This window comes from Schlesneria paludicola DSM 18645, from assembly GCF_000255655.1.
GTDB classification, from domain to species: Bacteria; Planctomycetota; Planctomycetia; order Planctomycetales; family Planctomycetaceae; genus Schlesneria; species Schlesneria paludicola.
In genome coordinates this window covers 2,175,123-2,197,162 of the sequence record NZ_JH636434.1, presented here as the reverse complement: position 1 = coordinate 2,197,162, position 22,040 = coordinate 2,175,123, and the positions used below count along the sequence as shown (strand labels likewise).

The 22,040-nt window shown below is 54.6% G+C and carries 14 protein-coding genes and 1 pseudogene; 10 read left to right on the top strand and 5 right to left on the bottom strand.

The annotated features are described in order from the left end of the window. Positions 1 to 590: 590 nt before the first annotated feature. The 3 genes and pseudogenes from OSO_RS43030 to OSO_RS49830 all read left to right on the top strand — a co-directional run bounded on the left by OSO_RS43030 (position 591) and on the right by OSO_RS49830 (position 2,860). The gene (locus OSO_RS43030) at positions 591 to 1,655 is read left to right on the top strand and encodes a sigma-54 interaction domain-containing protein (RefSeq protein WP_010583386.1); all 1,065 of its coding nucleotides are present in this window, start codon (positions 591 to 593) and stop codon (positions 1,653 to 1,655) included. Positions 1,656 to 2,051: 396 nt separating this feature from the next. After that, positions 2,052 to 2,258, top strand: a pseudogene (locus OSO_RS52585) (transposase); the annotation flags it as partial. Positions 2,259 to 2,317: 59 nt separating this feature from the next. After that, entirely contained in the window at positions 2,318 to 2,860 is a 543-nt protein-coding gene (locus OSO_RS49830; protein ID WP_237729250.1) for an IS5 family transposase, read from the top strand. An 8-nt stretch (positions 2,861 to 2,868) separates the two neighbouring features. Here the strand turns inward: OSO_RS49830 and OSO_RS0110850 are convergent, their stop codons facing one another. The 3 genes from OSO_RS0110850 to OSO_RS0110830 form a co-directional block, all read right to left on the bottom strand. Continuing rightward, positions 2,869 to 3,474: a hypothetical protein gene (locus OSO_RS0110850; protein ID WP_010583384.1), complete on the bottom strand. Its 606-nt coding sequence runs from the start codon at positions 3,472 to 3,474 to the stop codon at positions 2,869 to 2,871. A 628-nt stretch (positions 3,475 to 4,102) separates the two neighbouring features. Continuing rightward, complete coding sequence (locus OSO_RS0110840) at positions 4,103 to 4,960, bottom strand: PRC-barrel domain-containing protein (RefSeq protein ID WP_010583382.1); 858 nt, start codon at positions 4,958 to 4,960, stop codon at positions 4,103 to 4,105. A 458-nt stretch (positions 4,961 to 5,418) separates the two neighbouring features. Then, the gene (locus tag OSO_RS0110830; protein ID WP_029246879.1) at positions 5,419 to 6,690 is read right to left on the bottom strand and encodes a lactonase family protein; all 1,272 of its coding nucleotides are present in this window, start codon (positions 6,688 to 6,690) and stop codon (positions 5,419 to 5,421) included. 292 nt (positions 6,691 to 6,982) lie between these two features. Between OSO_RS0110830 and OSO_RS0110820 the strand changes: the two genes are divergently transcribed. From OSO_RS0110820 to OSO_RS0110805, 4 genes are all read left to right on the top strand, one after another. Further along, on the top strand, positions 6,983 to 8,485 hold the full coding sequence (locus tag OSO_RS0110820) for a hypothetical protein (RefSeq protein WP_010583378.1): 1,503 nt from the start codon (positions 6,983 to 6,985) through the stop codon (positions 8,483 to 8,485). Between the two features lie 387 nt (positions 8,486 to 8,872). Continuing rightward, positions 8,873 to 9,166 (top strand): hypothetical protein, encoded by a 294-nt coding sequence (locus OSO_RS0110815; RefSeq protein WP_010583377.1) that lies wholly within the window; start codon positions 8,873 to 8,875, stop codon positions 9,164 to 9,166. A 297-nt stretch (positions 9,167 to 9,463) separates the two neighbouring features. Beyond that, positions 9,464 to 10,831: a hypothetical protein gene (locus tag OSO_RS0110810; protein WP_010583376.1), complete on the top strand. Its 1,368-nt coding sequence runs from the start codon at positions 9,464 to 9,466 to the stop codon at positions 10,829 to 10,831. A 118-nt stretch (positions 10,832 to 10,949) separates the two neighbouring features. Next, positions 10,950 to 12,491, top strand: coding sequence for an SPFH domain-containing protein (locus OSO_RS0110805; protein WP_010583375.1), 1,542 nt, complete (start codon positions 10,950 to 10,952; stop codon positions 12,489 to 12,491). A gap of 115 nt (positions 12,492 to 12,606) precedes the next feature. Here OSO_RS0110805 and OSO_RS0110800 read toward each other — a convergent pair whose 3' ends face one another. Next, positions 12,607 to 13,377 (bottom strand): SDR family NAD(P)-dependent oxidoreductase, encoded by a 771-nt coding sequence (locus OSO_RS0110800; protein WP_010583374.1) that lies wholly within the window; start codon positions 13,375 to 13,377, stop codon positions 12,607 to 12,609. A gap of 761 nt (positions 13,378 to 14,138) precedes the next feature. Here OSO_RS0110800 and OSO_RS0110785 point away from each other — a divergent pair. The 3 genes from OSO_RS0110785 to OSO_RS0110770 all read left to right on the top strand — a co-directional run bounded on the left by OSO_RS0110785 (position 14,139) and on the right by OSO_RS0110770 (position 21,407). Further along, a complete protein-coding gene (locus OSO_RS0110785; RefSeq protein WP_157605143.1) occupies positions 14,139 to 17,621 on the top strand; it encodes a beta strand repeat-containing protein in 3,483 nt (1,160 codons plus the stop codon). A 1,322-nt stretch (positions 17,622 to 18,943) separates the two neighbouring features. Beyond that, positions 18,944 to 19,510, top strand: a complete 567-nt coding sequence (locus tag OSO_RS52580) for a QcrA and Rieske domain-containing protein (protein ID WP_010583370.1) — start codon at positions 18,944 to 18,946, stop codon at positions 19,508 to 19,510. Beyond that, the gene (locus tag OSO_RS0110770) at positions 19,494 to 21,407 is read left to right on the top strand and encodes a cytochrome b N-terminal domain-containing protein (protein WP_162130530.1); all 1,914 of its coding nucleotides are present in this window, start codon (positions 19,494 to 19,496) and stop codon (positions 21,405 to 21,407) included. Before OSO_RS52580 ends, OSO_RS0110770 begins: the two co-directional genes overlap by 17 nt. A 71-nt stretch (positions 21,408 to 21,478) precedes the next feature. Here OSO_RS0110770 and OSO_RS0110765 read toward each other — a convergent pair whose 3' ends face one another. Beyond that, positions 21,479 to 21,910 (bottom strand): RrF2 family transcriptional regulator, encoded by a 432-nt coding sequence (locus OSO_RS0110765; protein WP_010583368.1) that lies wholly within the window; start codon positions 21,908 to 21,910, stop codon positions 21,479 to 21,481. Positions 21,911 to 22,040: the final 130 nt, after the last annotated feature.

Sequence of the window (22,040 nt, the reverse complement as noted above, 5' to 3'; positions counted from 1 at the left end):
GAATTTGAGCCACGAATCTAGCCTCGGGGAGCATGCCGCCAACGTCGATGTGACTCATACGGCCAAGTTGGGCGTGTTCGATGATCACGCTACGCGACCGTCAGAGGGCTAGAGATACGGGTGCCGCGTCAAATCTGATTTGACACGCTGCTGAATTGGGTTCGAGCAGACCAGCGAGGCTGCGGGTGATGCTCGAGAACCTTCGAAGGCCGAGCGGCGACAGTCCGACTGATGAAATTACGGCAATGGGCTCCGCTCAGATTCATCGGATTGGATTCTTCTGTCATGTTGCCAATTCGCCACATCCATCTGGGTGCGAGCCCGATTGAACTCGATTGTCGTAAGAAAGGGCCCGACGAGTGTCTCACACTCATTCAAAGTGTGAACATTTGGTGGCGCTTGCGCTGAATGGATTGCCTCCTGTACGGAATGGCCCTCACTTCGTGAATCCGATGCGTTACCGTTAATTCTCCTTTATAAAGAACAGATTTACCAAAAAATGTCTTCGGCAGGGCAGTTTCTAAGCTAAATGTTCTATTGATAGGAATGAGGGAGTTTGGCTTGTTGATTGCCGATAGGAACTGACGGAAATGATTGATTCACCGCGCCGAACGGAATCCGCCGCAATCGCGACGCGGAAGCATTTGGCATTCGAACTCCTTCTCACGTCGCGGTGCTTGCAGTCAGTGGCCCGAATCGTCGCCCGCACGGCAATGTCCGATGCGACGGCCTTGATTATTGGGGAAAGTGGGACAGGTAAAGAGCTGGTTGCGCAGGCGATTCATGAGCAGAGTGCTCGTTCGCACATGCCCTTTGTTCGTCTCAATCTGGCCGCTGTTCCTACGGATCTTGCAGAGACCGTTCTTTTTGGTCATCAGAAGGGGGCATTCACGGGGGCTTCACATGCCTCGCTCGGGTATTGTCGCAGTGCTGACGGAGGAACGTTGTTTCTGGATGAGATTGCCGAGGCCGATTTGTCTCTTCAGGCAAAGCTGCTCAGGTTTTTGCAGAACGGTGAAATTCAACCTGTTGGTGCTCATACCGTGCTGACGTGCGATGTCCGGGTCGTCGCAGCCACAAATCGGGATCTGGAGCAGGCGATTCGGAGCAAGCGATTTCGGGAAGACTTGTTCTATCGCCTCAATGTTGTGCAAGTCGAGATCCCGCCGTTGCGAGCACGCGTAGCAGACATTGACCATTTGATCGACTTGTTCCTTCAAGAATTCAACAACAAATACGGGCGGCATTGCGAAATGGCTGAAGCTGTTCGTGAGCGATTCCGCGCGGCGCAATGGCCGGGAAATATCCGCCAGTTAAAGTCGGGGATCGAAAGTCTTGTCGTGCTGTCCGAGCATGACATGATTGGCGTCCCTGATTTGACGTCGACGTTCTTGTCGCAGATCGGAACTCGCATCACAGAATGTCAGTCGGCGACAGCGAACGATGGTGCCAAAGAGATCGATCGGTGGACACACCATCTGGTTTATGCGGTCTTGCAGCAGACGGGTGGCAATGTATCCGCATCCGCCAAGAAATTGGGAATCAGCAAGGCCACTCTTTACCGCTGGCTTAAAAAATATCGCCAATCCGATCGTCATTCAGAATGTTCCGCGCCAGGCGAACAGCCTGATCGCGGCATCGACGACGACGAATAGAGCCTTCGCGTTTTCAAAGAGCCTGTTCGAGTGTGATTCGAATTCGACGTGACGTTCGATTCGACGACCTGGTCGACGGAGCGGCGAGGGACGAATCGCGGCATGCACTTTCTACTTGACTTTCGTGCACGCAACCAATTAATGGGCTTGCGGCAGCTCTCGCTGCTTTCGAAGTCGTTTTGTTATGAAGCCTGTGCAGTGTCATTGTCGTCTCGTGTGCCACACTTGAGCGACGCATGGGGGCTGCGGTCGCTCGTCTCCCTTCAAAAGTCAATCGGATCAGACGTGATCGGATCACGTTCTCCACGATCCATCGCCAATCGAGATTAGAGAGCATTTCATAACGCGTATTGGCAAGGAAACTGCGTACCAGTCAGAGCGAAAGGAGTTTCGCTCATGCCAGTCACACGCAAGATTGATCTCGCCGGATATACGTATCTCACTGACGCACAATGGGATCGCATCGCGCACCTGATTCCCGCCCCCGAGGAGCAACCTCGCGGTGGGCGCCCTTTCCACTCGTCACGCGCGTGTTTGGAGGGAATCTTGTATGTACTTATTACAGGTTGCCAGTGGTCAAAGTTACCAAAGTGCTTTCCATCCCCGAGCACGTGCTGGCGGCGCTTCGATGAATGGACTCGAATGGGCATCTTCGAAGGACTTTGGTTCGAACTCCTGCACGAATTGCAGGAGCGTGGCAAAATCGATTGGTCGGAGGCTGCGGCGGACGCTTGGTTCGCACGAGCCAAAAGGGGGGAGACGGAGTTGGCAAAACGAAATGTGGCAAGGGAACCAAGATTGTCGATGTTGTCGATTCGAACGGAACTCCTCTCGCCGTCCATCTGACCAGTGCCAATCACAACGAAGTGAAGTTGATCGAGCCAACGCTGGATCGGCTTCAGATTCCACATCAAGTCCCCGAACATCTCATCTATGACCGTGCGGCGGATAGTGATCCACTTCGCAATCGATTACTGAACGAACGCGGCATCGAGTTGGTTTGCCCGCATCGTAAAAGCCGTAAGAAGCCGCCCACTCAAGACGGGCGTGCCTGTCGCAGATATCGCCGACGATTCGTAGTCGAGCGAACCCATAGCTGGTTCCATAATTTCCGTCGTACTGTCGTCCGCTACGAAACCACACTGGCTCGATTTACGGGATGGATTCATCTTGCCTGCGCGCTCATTACAATGAGGCGGTTATGAAATGCTCTCTAGTGATCCGTCGTCGCGAGATCGCAGACGATGTCGATCGAATCGGTCTGGTACACCGGTTGCGATCGTACCGCACGAGTGAAGTTCGCTCGCCCAGGATCGTCCGTTTTCAGCAGTGAGCTGCAATGCGCGGCGACGGTCCAAGGGACAACTAACGTGATCAGAGTCGTTCCGATCCAAAGCAGGCCGACCAGTAAGGTCGCGGCCACGCTTTCGCCGACGCCTGCGTGTCCTGATTCGTCCGAGGCAAACGCAACCAACGACGTGAATCCCTGGAGTTGGGGCTTTTGCGGTGGTTCTGCTGAAGTGGATCTGAGCGATGAGTCGTCCTCCATCGCGAGGCGGAGTCTTTGGGACTGACACCAATCTGCAATCGCCTGCACCAGTCGTCGGAAGCGACGAAACGCTTTGGTTCCTTGATCCACGGGTGGTTTGGGCGACTGAGAGTCAAACGTCGTTTCCAGTAGCTCGTGATAGTCGAGCCACTCTTCGCACTGTTGATAGTCACCGACAAACATCACGTGTTCGCGATCGAGTACGACGGCCCATTGTGTTCGATTGGTAACAGGATCGTTGTTCGAGAGCCGCTGCAACGTAAACCCCATGATTGCGTCCTTCGAGAAGATGATCTGTCCTAGGCAATCCACTGATTGCGTTCGCGAAGGTGTTAAAAGCAATCAGTGAGCCGTATGAGAAATCGCTCTCGGAAATCCCCCAAATTTTGCTGCCGAATATCGGGTGTGATCATGCGTTGCCGGGAACCGTGGACGATGCTGTGTGCTGGAAAAAGGCCTGAAAAACAGGGGTATCCAACGTGGCATGGACAATCGCTGCTGATCGATGTGCCAATCTCAAAAATGTTTGCGAGGGGAGGTGCGCTCGAATGGGAATGCGTTTCAATTCGAGAATCGAATCAAGCTCGCGTGAGAAAATTCTCGAATTGAGACGTCTGAGAGTAACAGGAGCGATGCACGGAGTGATCGTCGAACGAAAAAGAGCGAAGCCAGTGGTGGCTTCGCTCTGAAGAATCGCCCGTAACCGTTCACAGGCCGGGGACTGGCTCATTTTCCAGCGGTAAAGGGAAGGGTTGCTCTAGTCGATGCACTGCAGATTCCAGTGAACCGGAAAACTGTGTCTGTCACCCTCTCTTCGGGTTGCGAACGGTTACAAATCGCCCCTCTCAAGGTGAGGGCGTGTCGGTTTGCGTCACTCAGGAGGTTGCACTGAGTCGTCTTACGACTTGGGCGTTGGAGCGGGGATTTTTGGCTCGCGCGGTACTGCTGGCTTGACGGTTTCGGGGCCAGCAGGATCAGGGTTCTTCGGGGCGGGCAGCTTTGGATTCTTGGCCGCAGGCACTTCCGCCTCTTTTACTCCCGGCTTCGCAGAGGCTTTGGGGTCGACGGGTTGCTTGGGATTTGGCTTGACGTTCGTTTTCGGCGGATCAATGGGCTTATTGTTTGATTCATTCTTCGGTTGAGGATTGTCTTTCTTTGAGGGTTGCACGGATGGCTTGTCTTTCGCAGGCGATGAATGCGCCTTGTCTTCATCATCGTGCTTCAGAACCGGTTTATTGGTTCGGACGGTTGTCGACTTCGAATTGCTGGCCGTGTTCGTATGAATGTGTGACTCGTAGTACTGATTGACTCGAGGTGACCATTGCGCGTAGGGCATCTGTCGCCACTGCGAGGATGTCCAAAAGGGGGCCTGAATCCAAACCGTCTGCGGAATCGTCAGCACGGTGTATTGGATCGCGTTACCTTGGCCGAACGATGGTTGGAACGCCGTCCATGGCATCACATAGACGGCGTCTTTTTCCTTGGCGTCATTCATCCCGACGACGGCGTACAGGACTTCCCGCGTCGAACCGTTGATGACCAGATCTTTGATCTTCCCAATTTCCTGGTCCTGATCATTCTTGATGGGCAGTCCCATTATGTCCGACGCGCGGTAGATCTCGCTGTTCGGATCGTTCTCGTTGGCACGTGCTGGAACTGGTACGGACGTTTCTTGACCTTGAGTGGTCTGGGGCAGTGCCGTCAGTCCCGTGACGAGCAGGGCCATCGATCCGACTTTGAAAAAAAGGCGATTCATGGTTTGTTCCTTGATAGGAGAAATGTCGAGCGGTCATGGGCTGGACGTGAATCGTCCAGCGGATACCAACATGAGTCGGTGCCGCAATCGATGTTCCGTGACGCGGCAATTCCCCGTGATTTTCACGCAGTGACGGATTTCACGCTGTCGATGCCATTCACGAATCGGGCCATCGCGATTCTGTCCTCGATTGCTCGATTGAGCTGCGGGCGTAGCTCTTGATGCAATCTCTAGGGCGAAAAGCCGCCCCTTTTTCGTGGCACGAAGTGATCGGCCCGACTTCGATTGCAGACTGTGGGGTTCGCGATGAATTGAGCTTGAAGAGACAAGCTGGGCGAGTTCTGACCGGTCATCACAGGAGCCGCCGGGGTGGCCCATGCTCGATGACCGGTCAAATTGTCGGATCTGAAACCGGGATCGGGGACGAATGGCACTGTCGTGCCGGCCCAATGATCACCTTATTTCACTTTGGCGAGATCGAGAAAGACAATAATCGAAGGATTGCCGACGGCGGCGTAGTGTCCCGTGAACTTCAGGCTGCCGGTCTGGTGGTTTACCTGAAAGACGGCGACATTGTCGCCACGTTGATTACAGCAGTACAGGAACTGTCCGGTGGGATCGAAGTTGAAGCTGCGTGGGTAGTTTCCTCGAGTCCACTCCTCACCCACATACGCCAATTCGCCGTTCGTGCCGACGGAGAAAATGCCGATGCTGTCGTGAAGCCGATTGCCCGCGTAGACATATTTTCCGTCCGCGGAAACCAGAATTTCTGAGCAGAAATTACTGCCTGCAAAGCCCGGTGGAAGGCTGGAGAGCGTCTGTCGATGCGTCAAGCGACCTGTTGTACCGTCGTAATCGAACAGGGCGACGGTCGAGCCTTCTTCCTGAATGGAGTAGAACCATCGTTCGTTTGGATGGAAATGAAAATGTCGCGGTCCGTCGCCCGGGGGCAGCGAAATGGCAGGGGGATCGTTCGGCGTCAGTTTTCCCTTCTGACCATCGAACTTCCAGACGTGGATCTGGTCTGTTCCCAGATCCACGTGCAGGACAAATCGTCCTGATGGATCAGATTCGATCATGTGGGCGTGCGTACGATCGTGACCACTGAACGCGAAACTGCCGGGAGGCGCGTTCTTGGCTTTGGTTGGTCCGATCATGCCCGCGTCGAGTTTCACGTCCGTCGCGTCACCGAGCCGTCCATCACCCAGGATCGGCAGTACTGACACGGACCCGCCGAAGTAATTGGCAACAAACAGATACCGACCGGACGGATGAATGCTGACATAGGTTGGACCAGCGCCACCGGAACGAACGGTATTCAGCAACGTGAGTTGCCCGTCCGCCCGATTCACCGAGAAAGCACTGACGGTTCCTTCCTTGGATTCGCCGACACGATCCGTCTCGTTGGCGGAGTAAATTCGCGTCCCGGCGGCGTTGACGGCCAGGCAACTCGGGCTGGTTTCGAGTTCGTAGAGTCCGGCAGGTGTTGTCGCTCCAGTCTCCCGATCGATCTTGAATAGGTGGATCCCTTTGCCGTTTCCGGGTGGAAGATCGACTTGCGTTGGTAATGTATCTCGCAAGGGGGAACTGAATGTTCCCACGTAAGCCATGAGGGGGCTTGCCGGCTCGGCCGCCTGCGCTTGTCGCAGACCCGCTGCGAGTGCTGAGCCGCTCGCCATGAGGATTGAAGACTTCAGAAAGGAACGGCGTGAACGATTGAGTTGCGTCATGAAAAACAATCTGTCCTGGATGAGTCGAGGAAGCATTGCGGGCGACGGAATGCCCAACATGCTGCGGGTATTCATGGATCTTGAACAGGCAATGAACCGAGGGAAACCCGTTCGTACGGAACACTATAATCAACCGATTTGAATCCGCGACTCGGCGAGCGAAAATCAGCGGGCGAAAAATCGAAAGGCATGATTGGATCAAAAGTGGGGAATCTGAACGTGATTTCGATGATCCTTTGATGAATTTCGATCGTTTGGCGTCGGATTGCCAAGTGTGTTACTTCGAAAGTCGATGGCGAAAATGATCACTCCACGGGCACATCGACCGATTCAGACGTGGATCAACCGAATTTCCACCCTGCTGATTGTGGTGTGGTTCGCGGTTCAATTTTGGCCGATCTGGATTCGGCCGGGGCCCCGAACCACGGTGATCTCGGGGCCTGCTCGCTCCGATGGAAGCGTGGATTTTGCGGCGGCGCTGAACGCGGAATGTTCCGCTGGCCTGACCCCTGATGACAACGCCGCCGTGTTGCTGTTGCGAATTCTGGGGCCCGAAATCTTCGACAACGTCTTCGATGACGCAGAGGTCTCGACCTACTACAAACTGCTTGGAATCGAGCCGTTACCGCGAGAGGGAGCCTACTTTCGAACACGGGAGAACGTTTCGCCATACGAATCAATCGCACAGAACGCACGCTGTGACGACCTTGATGATGCTTCGATGACTCCCTGGTCACCCTCTAAATACCCCGAACTGGAACGATGGTTGGTTGCGAATGACGAGGCATTGCAGCGATGTCTGGAAGCGGTTCGAAAAGATCGTTTTTTTGATCCCATCGTTCGTCCAAAAGAGGGATCGTTGATCGATATTCAGAATCCTTTGGCTCAAGCAACTCGCCCGATTTCTCGATTGCTCAGGCTATTGGTGACACGGCACCTTCGGGATCACAACGTGGCTGACGCGCTGCTCGCCACACAGACGATGCATCGGCTCAGTCGGCTCTTGGCCCAGCATCCCTTGATGAACCATCAATTTTTGGCGAACGGACACTCTGCCGCCGCTTGTGCTTCCGACGAAGTGATCCTCAGGTCGGGCCAGTTGTCGGCGGAACAGTCGCGACGGTATCGCGAGTTTCTCATGTCACTCTCGCCGATGCCGTCCGCGATTGAACTCGTCAATCATGGAGAGCGATTTGCCATCCTCGATGCCATGCAAGTTCAATTTCTGACCGCCGAAGCGGGGTTTCGCTCTTTGCAGCCGAATACATTTTTGATGACCGTCAACGAGGGGCTCAGTAAGTACGTGTCGGCGATGAAAGAGCCAGATGTGGCATCGCAGCGTCGTGCGATCGACATGGTCAGAAAGACGTTGGACCAAGAAACAAAACTTCGGCTCGCTGATCTTGGCACGTTGATCATTTATCCGCGCGGTCAGATGTCGACAATGCTGGCGAAGATAAGCTCCAATCTACAATCGCCAGCGTGTGATCAAATAATACGATCGCAAGTGCTGACGTCGATTCGGTATCAGCTCACATGCACCGCTTACGCTCTCGTCGAGTACCGTGCCATGCATGGCCAATTTCCGACTGATCTTCGCGTTCTCGTTCCGGACAATTTGCCACAGGTTCCAATCGACCCGTTTTCCGGTGCGCCGATCCGTTACACCCGCGACCCTGAACGCGGTTCCTTTCTCGTGCATAGCGTTGGCGAGAATGGGATCGACGACCACGGCCGAAAAAGAGAAACGAAGCAGGGTGACGACATTGCTGTTGAAATTGCACTTGCGGAATGAGCTCTCGTCTCGGCTTGCCTGAATCAATTACTGAGGCAAGCTCGAGCTCTGCTGATTCGCCGACAATCCTTCACCGCGTTGCCCGTTGGGTCTGAAGAATCGACGCTGTCATGCGGGGCCTTAAGAGTCTGTTGAAGTAAGGGGGACAGGCTCCTCGGCATTCACGATGTCATGGCGCTTTTTAAACTGGTCGGAGCCAGTCCCCGTGACTTCAACAGTCTGTTGAGCAGTCCCATTCTGATTGTTCGAACGTCATGAGGTTACGAAAGTGTTATCTATGTGCAATCTTGCATGAATCTCGCATTTTTTTGATCCGACGGAAATTGTTCGCGTTAGGTTGCTTGTGATTACACCTGAAATGTCTGTGTTTGAAGCGGGATTGCGGCTGTGCCACGTTTCTTTCCACCTCATCTGATGTTTTTGTTTGGACTCTTGATCCTCGTGATCTGGATGATGCTTGTTCGCTATTTCCGGCGAAGCAACGCGCTGCAAGCATTCGTTGCCGATATCGTCGGAGACGAAACTGCAGAAACGGCATTGCGAAATTTCCATCTCGCCAAACAGCGTCTTGAGCGGCATTTGGCGGATGACAAACTTGATTCGCTGTTGCGTCACAGAATTGAAGCGACCCTTGGACAATCCTCTGAACACGAATCGATTGTGTCAGAAGCGGATCGCTAGCGCTTTTTCAGCGTAATTTCTAAGGCTGACTTACGACCTGTCCTTTGCGGTCAGTAAAGGGCCATCACTCTGATTCTTGAATGCGAGCGTACGTCCGCACCTGACACAACGATGTGATGTGCAAATGTGATGTGCGATGAATGTACGGCATGACATGAAAAGTTCTGGTGACACCTGATTCGCCGGCATGCGGGCATCGACCGCATCAAGGATTCAATCGCCAGTGCAATTTCAGGCAACGATTCTGTCCGCAATCAATGGTGATCTCGGGCACGTCGGCTTAATGAGGAAACGAACATGACACTCGAAGAAAGTGGACCCAAAGAGAAGTCGTTGTATCAGTCCTTCGATCGATCGCTGCCCTATCTTGCCGCGACGCTAGGGGTTGTGGTCTGTGCGATGTGCGCCCCGCTGATTGTTCAGTGGAACAATGAAGAGCACTATCAGATCGTGGAGTTTCCCGATGGCGACATCACCGTCGTCGATACCACGGGGTTTCACGTGCAGGCGTTCGGCCAGGTCTTTACGTATCCCCGTTATGTGGACGCATACCTTTCAAAGTCCGGGGATGCCAGCAGTGGTTCGTCGCGGAAAGGCGATACGTCCGTTCGCGTCACGTTCAATGATGGCGGTTGGGGGTTCATGTCCAATCATCTGAAGTTCCAGATGCCCGTGACGCGAGAGAAGCGGATTGCATTGCATCGCCATTTTGGTGAAGGCGGTGAATCGGCCATTCGAGAGGCGATCGGGCACCACCTGATCAACTGCTTGAAGAATACGGGCCCGCTGATGTCGGGGTCGGAACACCAATCGCAACGGAAGGCCGAGTTCTACCAGGTCGTTTCGGATCAGTTGAGCAAAGGGCTGTACTCGATGGAACGAGTCAAACAGAAGATTGAGCGTGGCGACAAGATTGACGGATTCGGCGAAGACCAGGACGTGCAGTACGTCACTCGTATCAAACGAGATGCGAGCGGTCAGCCCATTCTTTCGGCCACGTCACCTTTGGCGGAATACGGGATCACGGTCGTCCAGTACAACCAGACGGATACCGTCTATGACCGAGACACCGAGTCGCAGATCAACGCAAAAAGAAACTCATACCAACTCGCTGAGGAAGCGAAGGCCGGTGTCGAGAAAGAGCATCAAAAGCTGCAGGAAGTCGTCGAAAAAGGCCGCCTGGCCGTCGCGAACGTCGAAGCGGAACAGCAGAAAACGAAGAAAGGGATCCTGGTCAATGCCCAGAAAGACCTGGATGTGAAGCGAATCAATCAGCGAGAGCAAGTCACGATCGCCGAACAGGCGGTCTCGATTGCTGGCGAAAATCTGAAGCAGGTGACAACGGAACTTGAGACGTCAAAAATTGCCGTGAAGATCGCCGAAGCGGAAGCGAAGTCGCTGATCTCGTTAAGCGAAGCGACACGTGCGAAGCTGGATCAGGGCGGTGCGTTGTCAGAGCGTGAAAAGATGCTGGCCGAGATGCGGATGCATCGCAACATGGCGATTGCGAAATCGATCTCCGAGATTCCTTCGCCAAAGACGGTGATCCTAAGCGAGAAGAAGTCCGGCTCTGGAGAGACCTCATCGTCCACGACCGAGACCTTGATGAACCTGATCATGCTTCAACAGTTGAAACAACAGGATGGGACTGAGCGGGCCCGGTAGTTCCGGCGTGAATGATGCATCGACGCTGAGACGTTTGTACTCGGCCGATGGCTGAGGCCAATGACGGTCTTCTCCAACGCTCAAGTCATCAAAACACTTAAGAAGGGATCGATCTCCCATGAACAAAAAGTTAATGAGCCGAAGTGTGATTGCGGCGGGATTCGGTGTGACGGTTCTATTCGTTTTATTCGGCACTTGCTTTTCCAAGAACCAGGCGGACCATTGGCAGGTTTTGCAGTACCCGAATGGGCGCGTCGAAATCCGTAATCGACCGGGTTGGTATCCGACATACTTCGCACGAATCACGACGTATCCACGTATGATCAGTGTCTATGCGACAAAGGATTCTCGTCCAGAATCGCCGGGCGATGATTCGGTGAAGGCCTGGTTTAATGACGGCGGTACCGCGGATATTTCGTGGGTCGTGCGGGTGACCACCCCTTGCCCATCGGAAGACGATGAAAGCAATTCCGAGTTGATGGAACGCATGGTTCAGAAGCAGCGTGAGTTCCACCGGCAGTTCACGGGTAACATTGCCAACGCTCAGAATGCGATTCGTTCCGCCGTTCGCAACATCGTGCAGCAAACGGGGCCGATCATGAGTTCCACAGAAAACCAGTCCGCTCGGAAGGGGGAGTTCTGGCACGAGGTGTATTCGCAGTTGCGTGACGGCATGTTTGCAATGAAGCCGGTCGAAATTAAGACGAATTCGAGTGTTTCTTCGCTGCTGCAAGCGATGAAGAAAAGCGATGAACACACGCTCGAGGGGAATCTTGAAAAACCTGTCGTTGCGGTGAGCGGTTCGACCGCTCGGCCCGCGATTGGCAGTGTGCTTGAAGAGCGATCGATTACCGCATCCGAGACGGTCATGGCCGCTGAAATCGTGCGCGATCCAAAGACGGGACTTGCCGTGATCTCGTCTCCATCGCCACTAGAGCAGTACGGAATGAAAGTCTTGCAGTTTTCGATTCTCGATACCGAATACGATGCTGAGACGGTGAAGAAATTTGGTGCGAAGAAGCAGTTGTATTTGCAGGCCGAACAGTCAAAAGCCGCCACGATTCAGAATGTGCAGGAACGATTTAAACGAGTCGCTCAGGGGGAGAGAGAAATCGCTGAAGAGCAGTGGACTGCGGAGAAGGATCGAGCTGAAAAGCGAATTCAGGCGGAAGCGACGCAAGAGAAAGAACTCACGATCAAAGAGACGCTGCGTGTTGAAGCCGAGACGAAAGCACTGATTGCGATCGTCAAAAAGAAGTTTCAGGAAACACAGGAAAAGATTGCCGAAATCAAATCGCAAATCGCCGAGAATGACAAACTGGCTGCCGAGATTGGTGCGAAGGCTCGCGAACAGCAGATTGAGATTGCCGGCGCCATATCCGATCGTGATCGGGGGTTGGGAGAAATCCAGGTTCAGGAAATGGAGGCGGTTACGAGCGCCTTGAAGAAACTGAAAGTTCCGGACACGGTGATTCTTTCGCCCGAGGCTATGGACCCCAATGGCGGGACCGCGATGGAGCAGGCACTGCCCAGTCTTCAACTGCTGAAAGCGTTTGGCTTACTGAAGGGTGAGAACGAATTTCGAATCCCTCCGAAAACCACCACACCAAAGAAGGACGTAGCGACGACCGAGGCACACCCGATCTTGGGCGCGAAATAAGAGTTGGTCGTTCATCAATCCCGGTCCAGCAAGAGCACGGGCAAGACGTTACCAAATCATCGTCTCTCGCCCGTGTTTTTGTTTCAGGTGGCCGAATCATCAATCTTGATTGTGGCTACCGGGCAGTGTATCCGCCGTCTGCCATCAGCAGTGAACCTGTCACGAACGAAGCTTCGTCAGAGGCGAGGAACAGGATCGGATAGGCGATCTCACGCGGATTTGCGATGCGTTTTATGAGGTGCGCGCCACCCCATTCTGCATCCGCATCGGCGGCTTTACGGTCCAAGCCAGCTTCCGAAGTGAGTCGTTCGACAATCTGGGTCCAGACAGCACCAGGGCCCACGGCATTGACACGAATATTGTCTGGGGCGAGATCCAGAGCCATGCAGCGCGTCATATTGGCAACGGCCGCCTTGGTGGCATTGTACGTGACCATTTGCGGTTGCGCGATCACGCTTGAGATTGAGCCGAGATTCACGATAGCGCCGCCGCCTCCACGCCGCATGATCGGCACGCAGTGTTTCGCACAGAGTGCGGGGCCTGCGACGTTGACATCCAGGATCTCGCGCCATTCTTCCATCGTGGCATCGATCCCTTTCAGGACAAACACTGCGGCATTGTTCACAAGGATGTCGATACGGCCAAATGCTTTTTCGGTCGCTGCCGCCATGGCCTGAATGCTGGCTTCGTTGGCGACGTCGGTCTGTACGAACAACGCCCGTCCACCGCGCCCCACAATGCCCTGCGCGACTTCGCGGCCCGAGGCTTCATCGCGTTCCGCGACTACCACCGTGGCTCCTTCTTCCGCGAAAAGTTCACACGTGGCGCGACCAATCCCCGCACCGCCTCCAGTAATGACAGCAACTTTACTCTTCAGACGATCCATGACATGCGACCTTATCGAATCTGGTTGATGAGCGTTTCGATCAGAATTCAACGTGAGACCAGGCTGACGCGACAGTCTGGCAGTGCAGAAACAACGGTTGAGCAGAGACTGATTGCGCTGCCTCTGTTCAAGATTCTCGCGCGATCGAAGTCCATTTACAACGCACCGCAGACTCCGTGCGCCTGCCGCTTGGATCGACTGACAGGAGATCTCGCATGCTGTGTCGTGGACACAGCCGTCCTGGCTTCACAGATCGAGTCGCGTTCAGTTCGTTCCGCATCGGCAAACAAATAACAATCATAGTCATGTTTTTGCTTCGGCAACGACTAACGGCCTGTTGAGATTGCCGGGACTTTGGCTGTACTAGTGCAAAGATGCTGTGACATTGTGAACGCCACGGTTCCTGCCGCCTCATTGTTTCAATTGGTTGTTAAGTGAAAGTTGCTATCAGTTGCTAGTGTCAATAGCAACTCGTTGTTTATGTCACAAAATGTGATTTCAATTACGACAACAGTCGGAGCTTGCGGAAACCTTAAGGAAGCGTTAAATCGTGTTGTCTACGCTGCGTACACTGCGCATGCGGACGGTTCGAAATTTAAGTTCAGTGATTCTTTGGTCGCTCGGAGAACTGAAATATGCTTCGGCATGTTGTGCGTACTTGGTTGCGGTCGGCGTTCGTCAAATCCACGCGTCCAAGGCGTCAATCGGCGCATTGGGTGGACAATCACCCGGCGGTAGTCGAACTTCTGGAAACTCGCTCGATGTTATCCGCGACGGCCGCAGTGGCAGCCATCAACTCTGCGCCCGTGCTGCAAAACGTTGACGTGAACCTCTCGCCCATTTACGAAGACCAGACAACGAGCGGTGGATACTTAGTCAGCGATATTCTGCTCGGGCGGTTGACGGATGCAGATTCTGGTGCGCTCTCTGGTATCGCACTGACCGGCTCTGTCAGCGGCACCGGGACATGGCAGTATTCTTCGAATAGCGGATCGACCTGGTCGAATGTCGGCATCGTCACTGCGGGGGCATCGTTGCTGCTGCGATCGAATGATCTGATTCGGTTCGTGCCTGATACCATCAATGGCACGGCCGCATCCTTCACGTTCCGAGGCTGGGATCAGACGACGGGCGCCAGCGGAGTCAAAGTCGATTCGTCGGTTAATAGTGGCGCAACCGCGTTTAGTGCCGTTCAAGTCAGCGCCAACCTAAACGTCATGCCGATGAACGATGCTCCTGTGCTGTCGGGGGCAAACAATTTCACTTCGATTTCTGCGACGGCAGTCAACAATCCAGGCGAGCTCGTTTCAACACTCATCTCGGGCCGCATGTCTGACGTCGATCCGGACCGACTGCAGGGGATTGCCGTGACCGGTTTTACGAGTGGGACTGGCGGTTGGCAATACTCGTTAGACAACGGTTCGTCCTGGAACAATCTTGAGACGGCGTTCGTCAGTTCTTCGCTTCTACTGCGGTCGACTGACCGGCTGCGATATGTTCCTTATGGAACGGACGCAACAACGGCGTCGGTCACGTTCCGCGCCTGGGACCAAACGAGCGGAAGTGCCGGTACAAGGAAGAATACAACGGCCTCTGGTGGCTCAACGGCGTACAGCAACGAACAGGCAACCGCTCAGATCGCGGTAACGGCCGCCACGACGGCGAATCACGCTCCCGTTTTGTTGAGCGGAAATATCGTGATTGGCACAATTTCCGAAGATCAGACGACGAATGGAGGTTATCGCGTTGGCGATCTCGTTTCTGGTCGACTCACTGATCCCGACGCAGGGGCACTTTCGGGTATCGCTGTCACGAATTTGACAAGCGGCACCGGGGTGTGGCAGTTCTCGACCAATGCCGGCACAACATGGTCAAATGTCGGTAGCGTCACTCCAGGTTCGTCGTTGCTGCTCCGCTCGAATGATTTCGTCCGGCTGGTGCCCAACGGGAAGAATGGAACAACGGCCTCGCTGACCTTCCGCGGTTGGGACCAGACGATTGGAACTGCGGGCATTAAGGTTGATACGACGGTCAACGGTGATGCAACTGCATTCAGTGCTGTTCAAATCGACGGCAATCTAAATGTCACGTCGATGAACGATGCTCCTGTCCTTGCTGGCGCGAATGATTTCACACCGATCACGACGAATGATGTTGCCAATGCGGGGAATTTGGTTTCGACGCTCATCGCGGGAAAAATCACCGACGTTGATCCGGCTGCGCTACAGGGGATTGCGATCGTTGGATTCGTGAATGGGACGGGCGGCTGGCAGTATTCATTGGATAATGGCACATCGTGGACCAACATCGACACCGTGTTTGCGAGTTCTGCGCTGCTGCTGAGACCGACCGACCGTTTGCGGTATGCCCCGTACGGGAATGATCCCACGACGGCATCGCTGACGTTCTTGGCTTGGGATCAAACCAGCGGAGCAGCGGGCACGCGATTTAATGCCACAGCTCCCGGTGGCGGAGTGCGCACCTATAGCAGCCAGCAGGCAACGTCACATATTACCGTCTCGGCCGTGAATCATGCTCCTGTACTGACCAGTGGAAACATCAATGTCGCACCGATCACAGAGGACCAGACGACAAACGGCGGCTATCTTGTTCAGGACCTACTACTGGGACGTCTGACGGACGTTGATACCGGGGCGTTGTCGGGCCTGGCGCTCACAGGCACGACAAGCGGGTCTGGGACGTGGCAGTACTCAATCAATGGTGGCTCGACATGGACCAACGTGGGCGCCGTCTCGGCAACCTCGTCGCTGCCACTGCGATCGAACGATCTCGTCCGGTTCGTTCCCAATGAGAAGAATGGAACAACCGCCTCGTTGACATTCCGCGGTTGGGATCAAACCAGCGGCGTTGCTGGGGCGAAGGTCAACAGTTCGACGGTCGGTGGTACCACAGCATTCAGTGAGGGGCAAGTGACCGCCAATCTGGTCGTCACGTCCCTGAATGATGCTCCCGTACTGACAGGCGCGAACGCGTTCGCGACGATTACCGAGGATCAGGCTACAAATTCAGGCAACCAGGTGTCGGCATTGATCGCCGGCAAGATTACCGATGTCGATGCAGGGGCATTGCAAGGCGTCGCATTGACCGGCCTGAACAACAGCAGTGGCAAGTGGCAATATTCGTTGAATAACGGTTCAACGTGGACCGACATTGTCAGCGTGTCGGTTGATTCGGCACTCTTGTTGCGATCGTCAGATCGTTTGCGTTTCGTGCCAAATCTAGCGAATGGTACAACGGCTTCGGTGACTTTCAGGGCCTGGGACCAAACGAGCGGGACCGCAGGTACAAAAGTGAACACGACGAGTTCCGGTGGCACGCGCGCGTACAGCAGCGTGCAGGCCACGGCAAATTTGACGGTGACTTCTGTGAACGACGCGCCGGTTCTCGGTGGTGCCGTCAACTTTTCGAACATCACCGAAGATCAGGCGGCTAATGGGGGCAGTCTGGTTTCGTCGCTGATCGCCGGTAAAGTGACGGATGTCGATGTGGGCTCCATGAAGGGGATTGCCGTTGTTGGCGTGGCCAATGGAAATGGAAAATGGCAGTATCAGTTGGATCAATCGCAGACATGGAGCGATGTCGGGACCGTAAGCGGCACTTCCGCGTTGCTGCTTCGATCGACAGATCGATTGCGATTCGTGCCGAACGGCCTTGGCCCAACAGCTGCGTCCGTGACATTCCGAGCCTGGGACCAGACCGCGGGGGCGACAGGCACGAAAACGAACATCACATCGACGGGGCTGGTGACGCCCTTCAGCAGTGCGCTGGCGACGTCGAACATTGCGGTCACATCGATCAATGATGCTCCGGGTTTGACGGGGGCAAACAACTTCACCAATCTGACGAGGACCCAGGCGACCAACAGCGGCAATCTGGTCTCGACATTGATTGCGGGGAAGGTGACCGATGTTGATTCAAACGCCGTGCAGGGGATCGCCATCGTGGGTCTCAGCAGCGGCAATGGAAAGTGGCAGTACTCGACGAACGGTGGCCAAACCTGGGTCGATGTGGGGGCGGTGAGTGGTAGCGCGGCGCTCTTGTTACGGTCATCAGATCGTTTGCGATTCGTTCCGAATAGCGCCGCCGGGACAACCTCATCTGTCACATTCCGTGCTTGGGATCAGACGGCCGGAACCGCAGGTGCCAAATTCAACATCGCCGCGACCGGGCAGGCGACCGCGTTCAGCAGCGTAACGGCTGTCGCCAAGCTGACCGTGACGTGAGACATCCGCTGGACGGACTGCCGTCGCGCAGCCGCCGTCGAAATGTGTGACATGAATCGTGGCGTTGATGCAATGGTGTCGACGCCACGATTTTCTATATGAGGATGGCCCAGTCAGACTCTCGCCATTTCGGGTACGAGTCGTCTCTTGAACGGATACAAGTCAAGGCGGCACCCGTCCCATGAATGGACTCACTCTATCAGACTCTCGTTCTTGAGTTGCGAACCAGCGACCAAAGTTTTTCAGGGCCTCATGCTCCGTGGATCACAGTTTCACTGCGAGCAGCCTCAGAAACGATTCGCCCACTCCACGCCGGGGAAGCCTCTCCCTCGACCCCAACTCTCGTCGAGACCATGAAAATATCCTCCTGCTGGTGAGAATCATTTGAGCGACTTCAGGCGGACGATTTCCCTCACGAAACGACGGACACTCATTTGCAACAGTTGACATGACTCGCCTGCGATCCAATAATGGATAAAAAGATCCAGTTATATTGTTTGTGGGTCAGCTTTGGGCGAGTGCAGGATCGATCGGCCGTTGGCCAAGGCTGTTTCACGGGTGGGAACTGTTCATCGGAGGGTCACGATATGTCAGCTTTCGTCCTGTTGAGCTTACCCTTGTGTCTCTTGCTCGTTGCCTCGCTGATGGGCCTAGCGCTCTTTGATTTCACCGCGCGGACTCCATCGTTCGCGGGTGACGCTCGTCGCCGAAATTTTCGGCCTGCTGTTACGGTGTTGCCGACCACCGAGTTACTGCAAACGACAGCTTCTCTCGCATGTGAGATTTCCGAGGATGAGACTCGCTTGACTTGCTCGGAGACGGGTTTTGTTCCTCAGGTCACGAGAGTCGAAGCGAGTGCGATCGCTCACGAGATTCGGCGACAAGGAGCCGACGAAATTCATCGCGTTTTACAGCAATCCCGTCTTCGAGAAGAGCGTTGTCCGATGCGACTCGAAGATGGACAATGCGCATGTACGTGTGTGCGTCCTCTCGATTGTCTCGGCCGGTGTGTCATTGCCTCGGACGCGCCGGAATGGGCCAATGGACTTGGCGTTTCCATCTCAACGGCGTTTCGTCAACATCTGAAACGCCATCAGGCAGACGCCACCACACAGAGGCTGGACGACGCACTGTTGGACGCCCTTGGCGAAACTGCTTACCTGAATTCGACTGTCGCTTGAGTTGGGCATCCGTGTCTTCGAGTGTCCTCGCTCACCGCTCGTCCCGCCTGACAATCATCGCGTCGTACATCGCATGTGCCCTCCGTCGATTTCCAACCGTCCGAAGCATCCTGCCTCACCTTCCCGCCTGGAAAGATCCTCATGAATCGTCGTGAGCTATTGCAGTGGTTAAGTCGTGGAATGGCGACAACGATCGCTGCAATCATTGGCCTACCCGGAATCCGATACTTGTCTGGCAAAGCTCCGTCAGTGACAGAGCCGGAGTCGGATTTTCGCAGGCTGAAACGTTTGCAAGATCTATCCGTTGGTCGGCCAGTCATGGTACCCGTCCTCGGTAGTAAGCAAGATGCCTGGGTACAAAGCGACCAACAAGTTCTGGGACGCGTATGGCTGATTCGGCGTCCTGCCGCATCGGGTGCTGCGGAAACTGAGGTACATGCCTTCAGCAGTGTCTGTCCCCATATGGGATGTCAGATCCAGATGCAGCCTTCGAGTCAGAAATTCGTCTGTCCCTGCCATCGGGCGACTTTTGACCTGAACGGAGAACGTCAGAACGACCCGGTGTCTCAAGAAGCGAACCACGCGCCACGTGATATGGATCCTTTGGCGTGCCGCGTTGTGTGCGACTCTTCAAGTGAAGACGCCTGGGTTGAAGTCAAATTCGAAACATTTCAGATCGGATCAAAACAACGTGTCGTCCGAAGTTAATCCGCCGAGAACTGTTGAAAAATACGCTTTGCTAGACTGGCTTGATCGACGGGTCAACTACCGGCACTATCTGGCAATCCTTTGTCAGCGGGTGTTACCTGACGGTCCCAGTTGGTCATACACCAGTGCAAGCTGTCTCCTGTGGCTATTAGTCATTGAATGCGTCACAGGCCTGTTGCTCATGTCCACGTATAGCCCGTCCATGGCGAGCGCTTGGGCCAGCGTCAATTTTATCGATCAATCGTCCGCGGGACGATTCTTGCGAGGGGTGCACCATTACTCCTCACACGCCCTGATTATTTTGTTTGGCATTCACATTGTCCGAGTCATCATCATTCGCGCCTATCGAGCGCCTCGAGAGCTCGTATGGATCACAGGATTGCTGTTGTTTCCGTTAATCTTGGTCTGGACGATCACTGGCAATCCGCTTGCAGCGACACAAAAAGGGATTGCCCAGATTCAAGTAGAAGGCAATATCCTCGCCGCGACTCCGGTCGTCGGCCCCTGGTTTCAACGCATTCTCTTCGGCGGGGACGATGTCGGCAATCTGACACTGACGCGCCTTTATTTTCTGCACGTGGGGCTGCTGCCGCTACTCGTCAGCGGTTTGTGTTTTGTCCATTTGCATCAGGTCATCAAGCACAATTCTTATCGGAGAAATTTTGCCAGTGATCTGTCGATCTCAGCGCCGCTATTGCCTTACTGGCCGTATCAGTCGGTTCGCAATTTGACCGCTTTGCTACTTGTTGTCGGTGCTATTTCCGGGATCTCATGGCAGTGGGGCGCGCCTCTGCCCGCGCCGGCAGACCCGGACTTGCCGTTTTCTCCACGTCCCGAATGGTATTTCCGATGGCTGTTTGAACTTCGCAGGTATTTTACCGGCGATACGGAATTCATTGCGACGCATGTGGTCCCCGCTGTTTTTCTGGCGGCGTTCATGATCATGCCGATTCTCGATCGATTGCTTCCGCCACGCGCTGAGCGTTTGTGCCGGCTGTTTTTCGTGGCGGCGTTTGCGACCGGATGGGGTAGTCTGACGTTTCTGTCGTTCAGCAACGATTGGAACGACCGTGAATATCAAGCGAGTGTCGTCGCATTTGAACAAATGTCCGAGCGTGCCCGCGAATTGGCGCGTTCGGAAGCCATCGGTTCGAATGGGGCGATCGAACTCCTGCGGCATGATCCTCTGACACAGGGGCCGAGATTGTTTGCGCGACATTGTGCAAGTTGCCACGCGATGGCGGACGCCGGTGATCAGGGTACGGCGGTGGCAGAATCCACTGCGCCGAATCTCTACGGGATTGGTTCAACGAAGTGGATCATGGGATTTTTCGATGTTGATCAGATTTCAGGGAGCAATTATTTCGGAAATACCGCGTTCAAAAACAACGAAATGACGGAACACATCCGAAGTCTCTTCGCCGAGAACGATCGTCCTGCGTTGCAGAATAAGTTGATGGCCGTCGCCACGGCACTGGCGGCCGAAGCGGGGCATGAACCCTATCAATCATCAGATGCTCAACGGGGGCGCGAGTTACTTGTTGGTGAACTAAAATGCACCGATTGCCATAAGTTTGGCAATCAGGGATCACTCGGTTCCGCACCGGACCTGACCGGGTATGCATCGAGAGAATGGTTAGTCGGCCTGATCTCGAATCCGAGCAGCCCCCGATTTTACGGCGATCGAAACGATCGCATGCCTTCGTTTTCCTTGGATCAAACTCATCCCGAATTTAATTTGTTGAGTACCTTAGAAATGGACATCCTGGTGAAGTGGATGACCCGACTGCCCGACGATGCTCGGGTCGCAGAGGGGCGAAAAGCACAACGTCCGGCACAGCCGCCATTTCAAGAATCGACCGCGCAGACCATCGCAGTCGAGCAGAACTCCAATTGACGGCCAGACAATTCGAGACGATGACGACGACTCAGCTTTGTCAGATGCGCTTCTTATTTCGAATGAGACACTTATACCAAGGGAAACCGGCACAGCGGTTTCCGCGTGGCTGGCACGTTCAGCAAGTCTGCAATCGTCGTATCACCGAAACTTTCTTCAACCAGCTTGGCAGTGTCATCCAGCTTTCGATGCAGCGGACACAGATTTTTCCCGTGGTGAGCCAATTTCAATGGGCATTCGGGAAATCGTTGTACCGGATCGACGGCATTGATGACTTGCAGAACCGTCAGTTCATCGGCGGGAATTCGAAGCAAAAAGCCGCCGTTGGGTCCGCGTTGCGCTAGCACGATACCGCCGCGACTGAGCGATTGCATGACCTTTGCGAGGTAACCGACGGGAACCTCGGTACCAGCCGCGATTTGAAGGTTCGTGCGTGGAATGTCATCGTCGTCTGCAAGAAATACAGCAGCGCGCAGGGCATATTCTGCCGTTTGTGAAATCACAATTCTCTCCACCAAGAGACCGGGATTCGAAATCCAATGGTCAATCCTATTGAGTCTGTCTGCTGTAAAAAAGGGGGCGAGGACATGAGGAAACTACCCGCCTGAAGAACAGGTACATTGCGAGAACTCT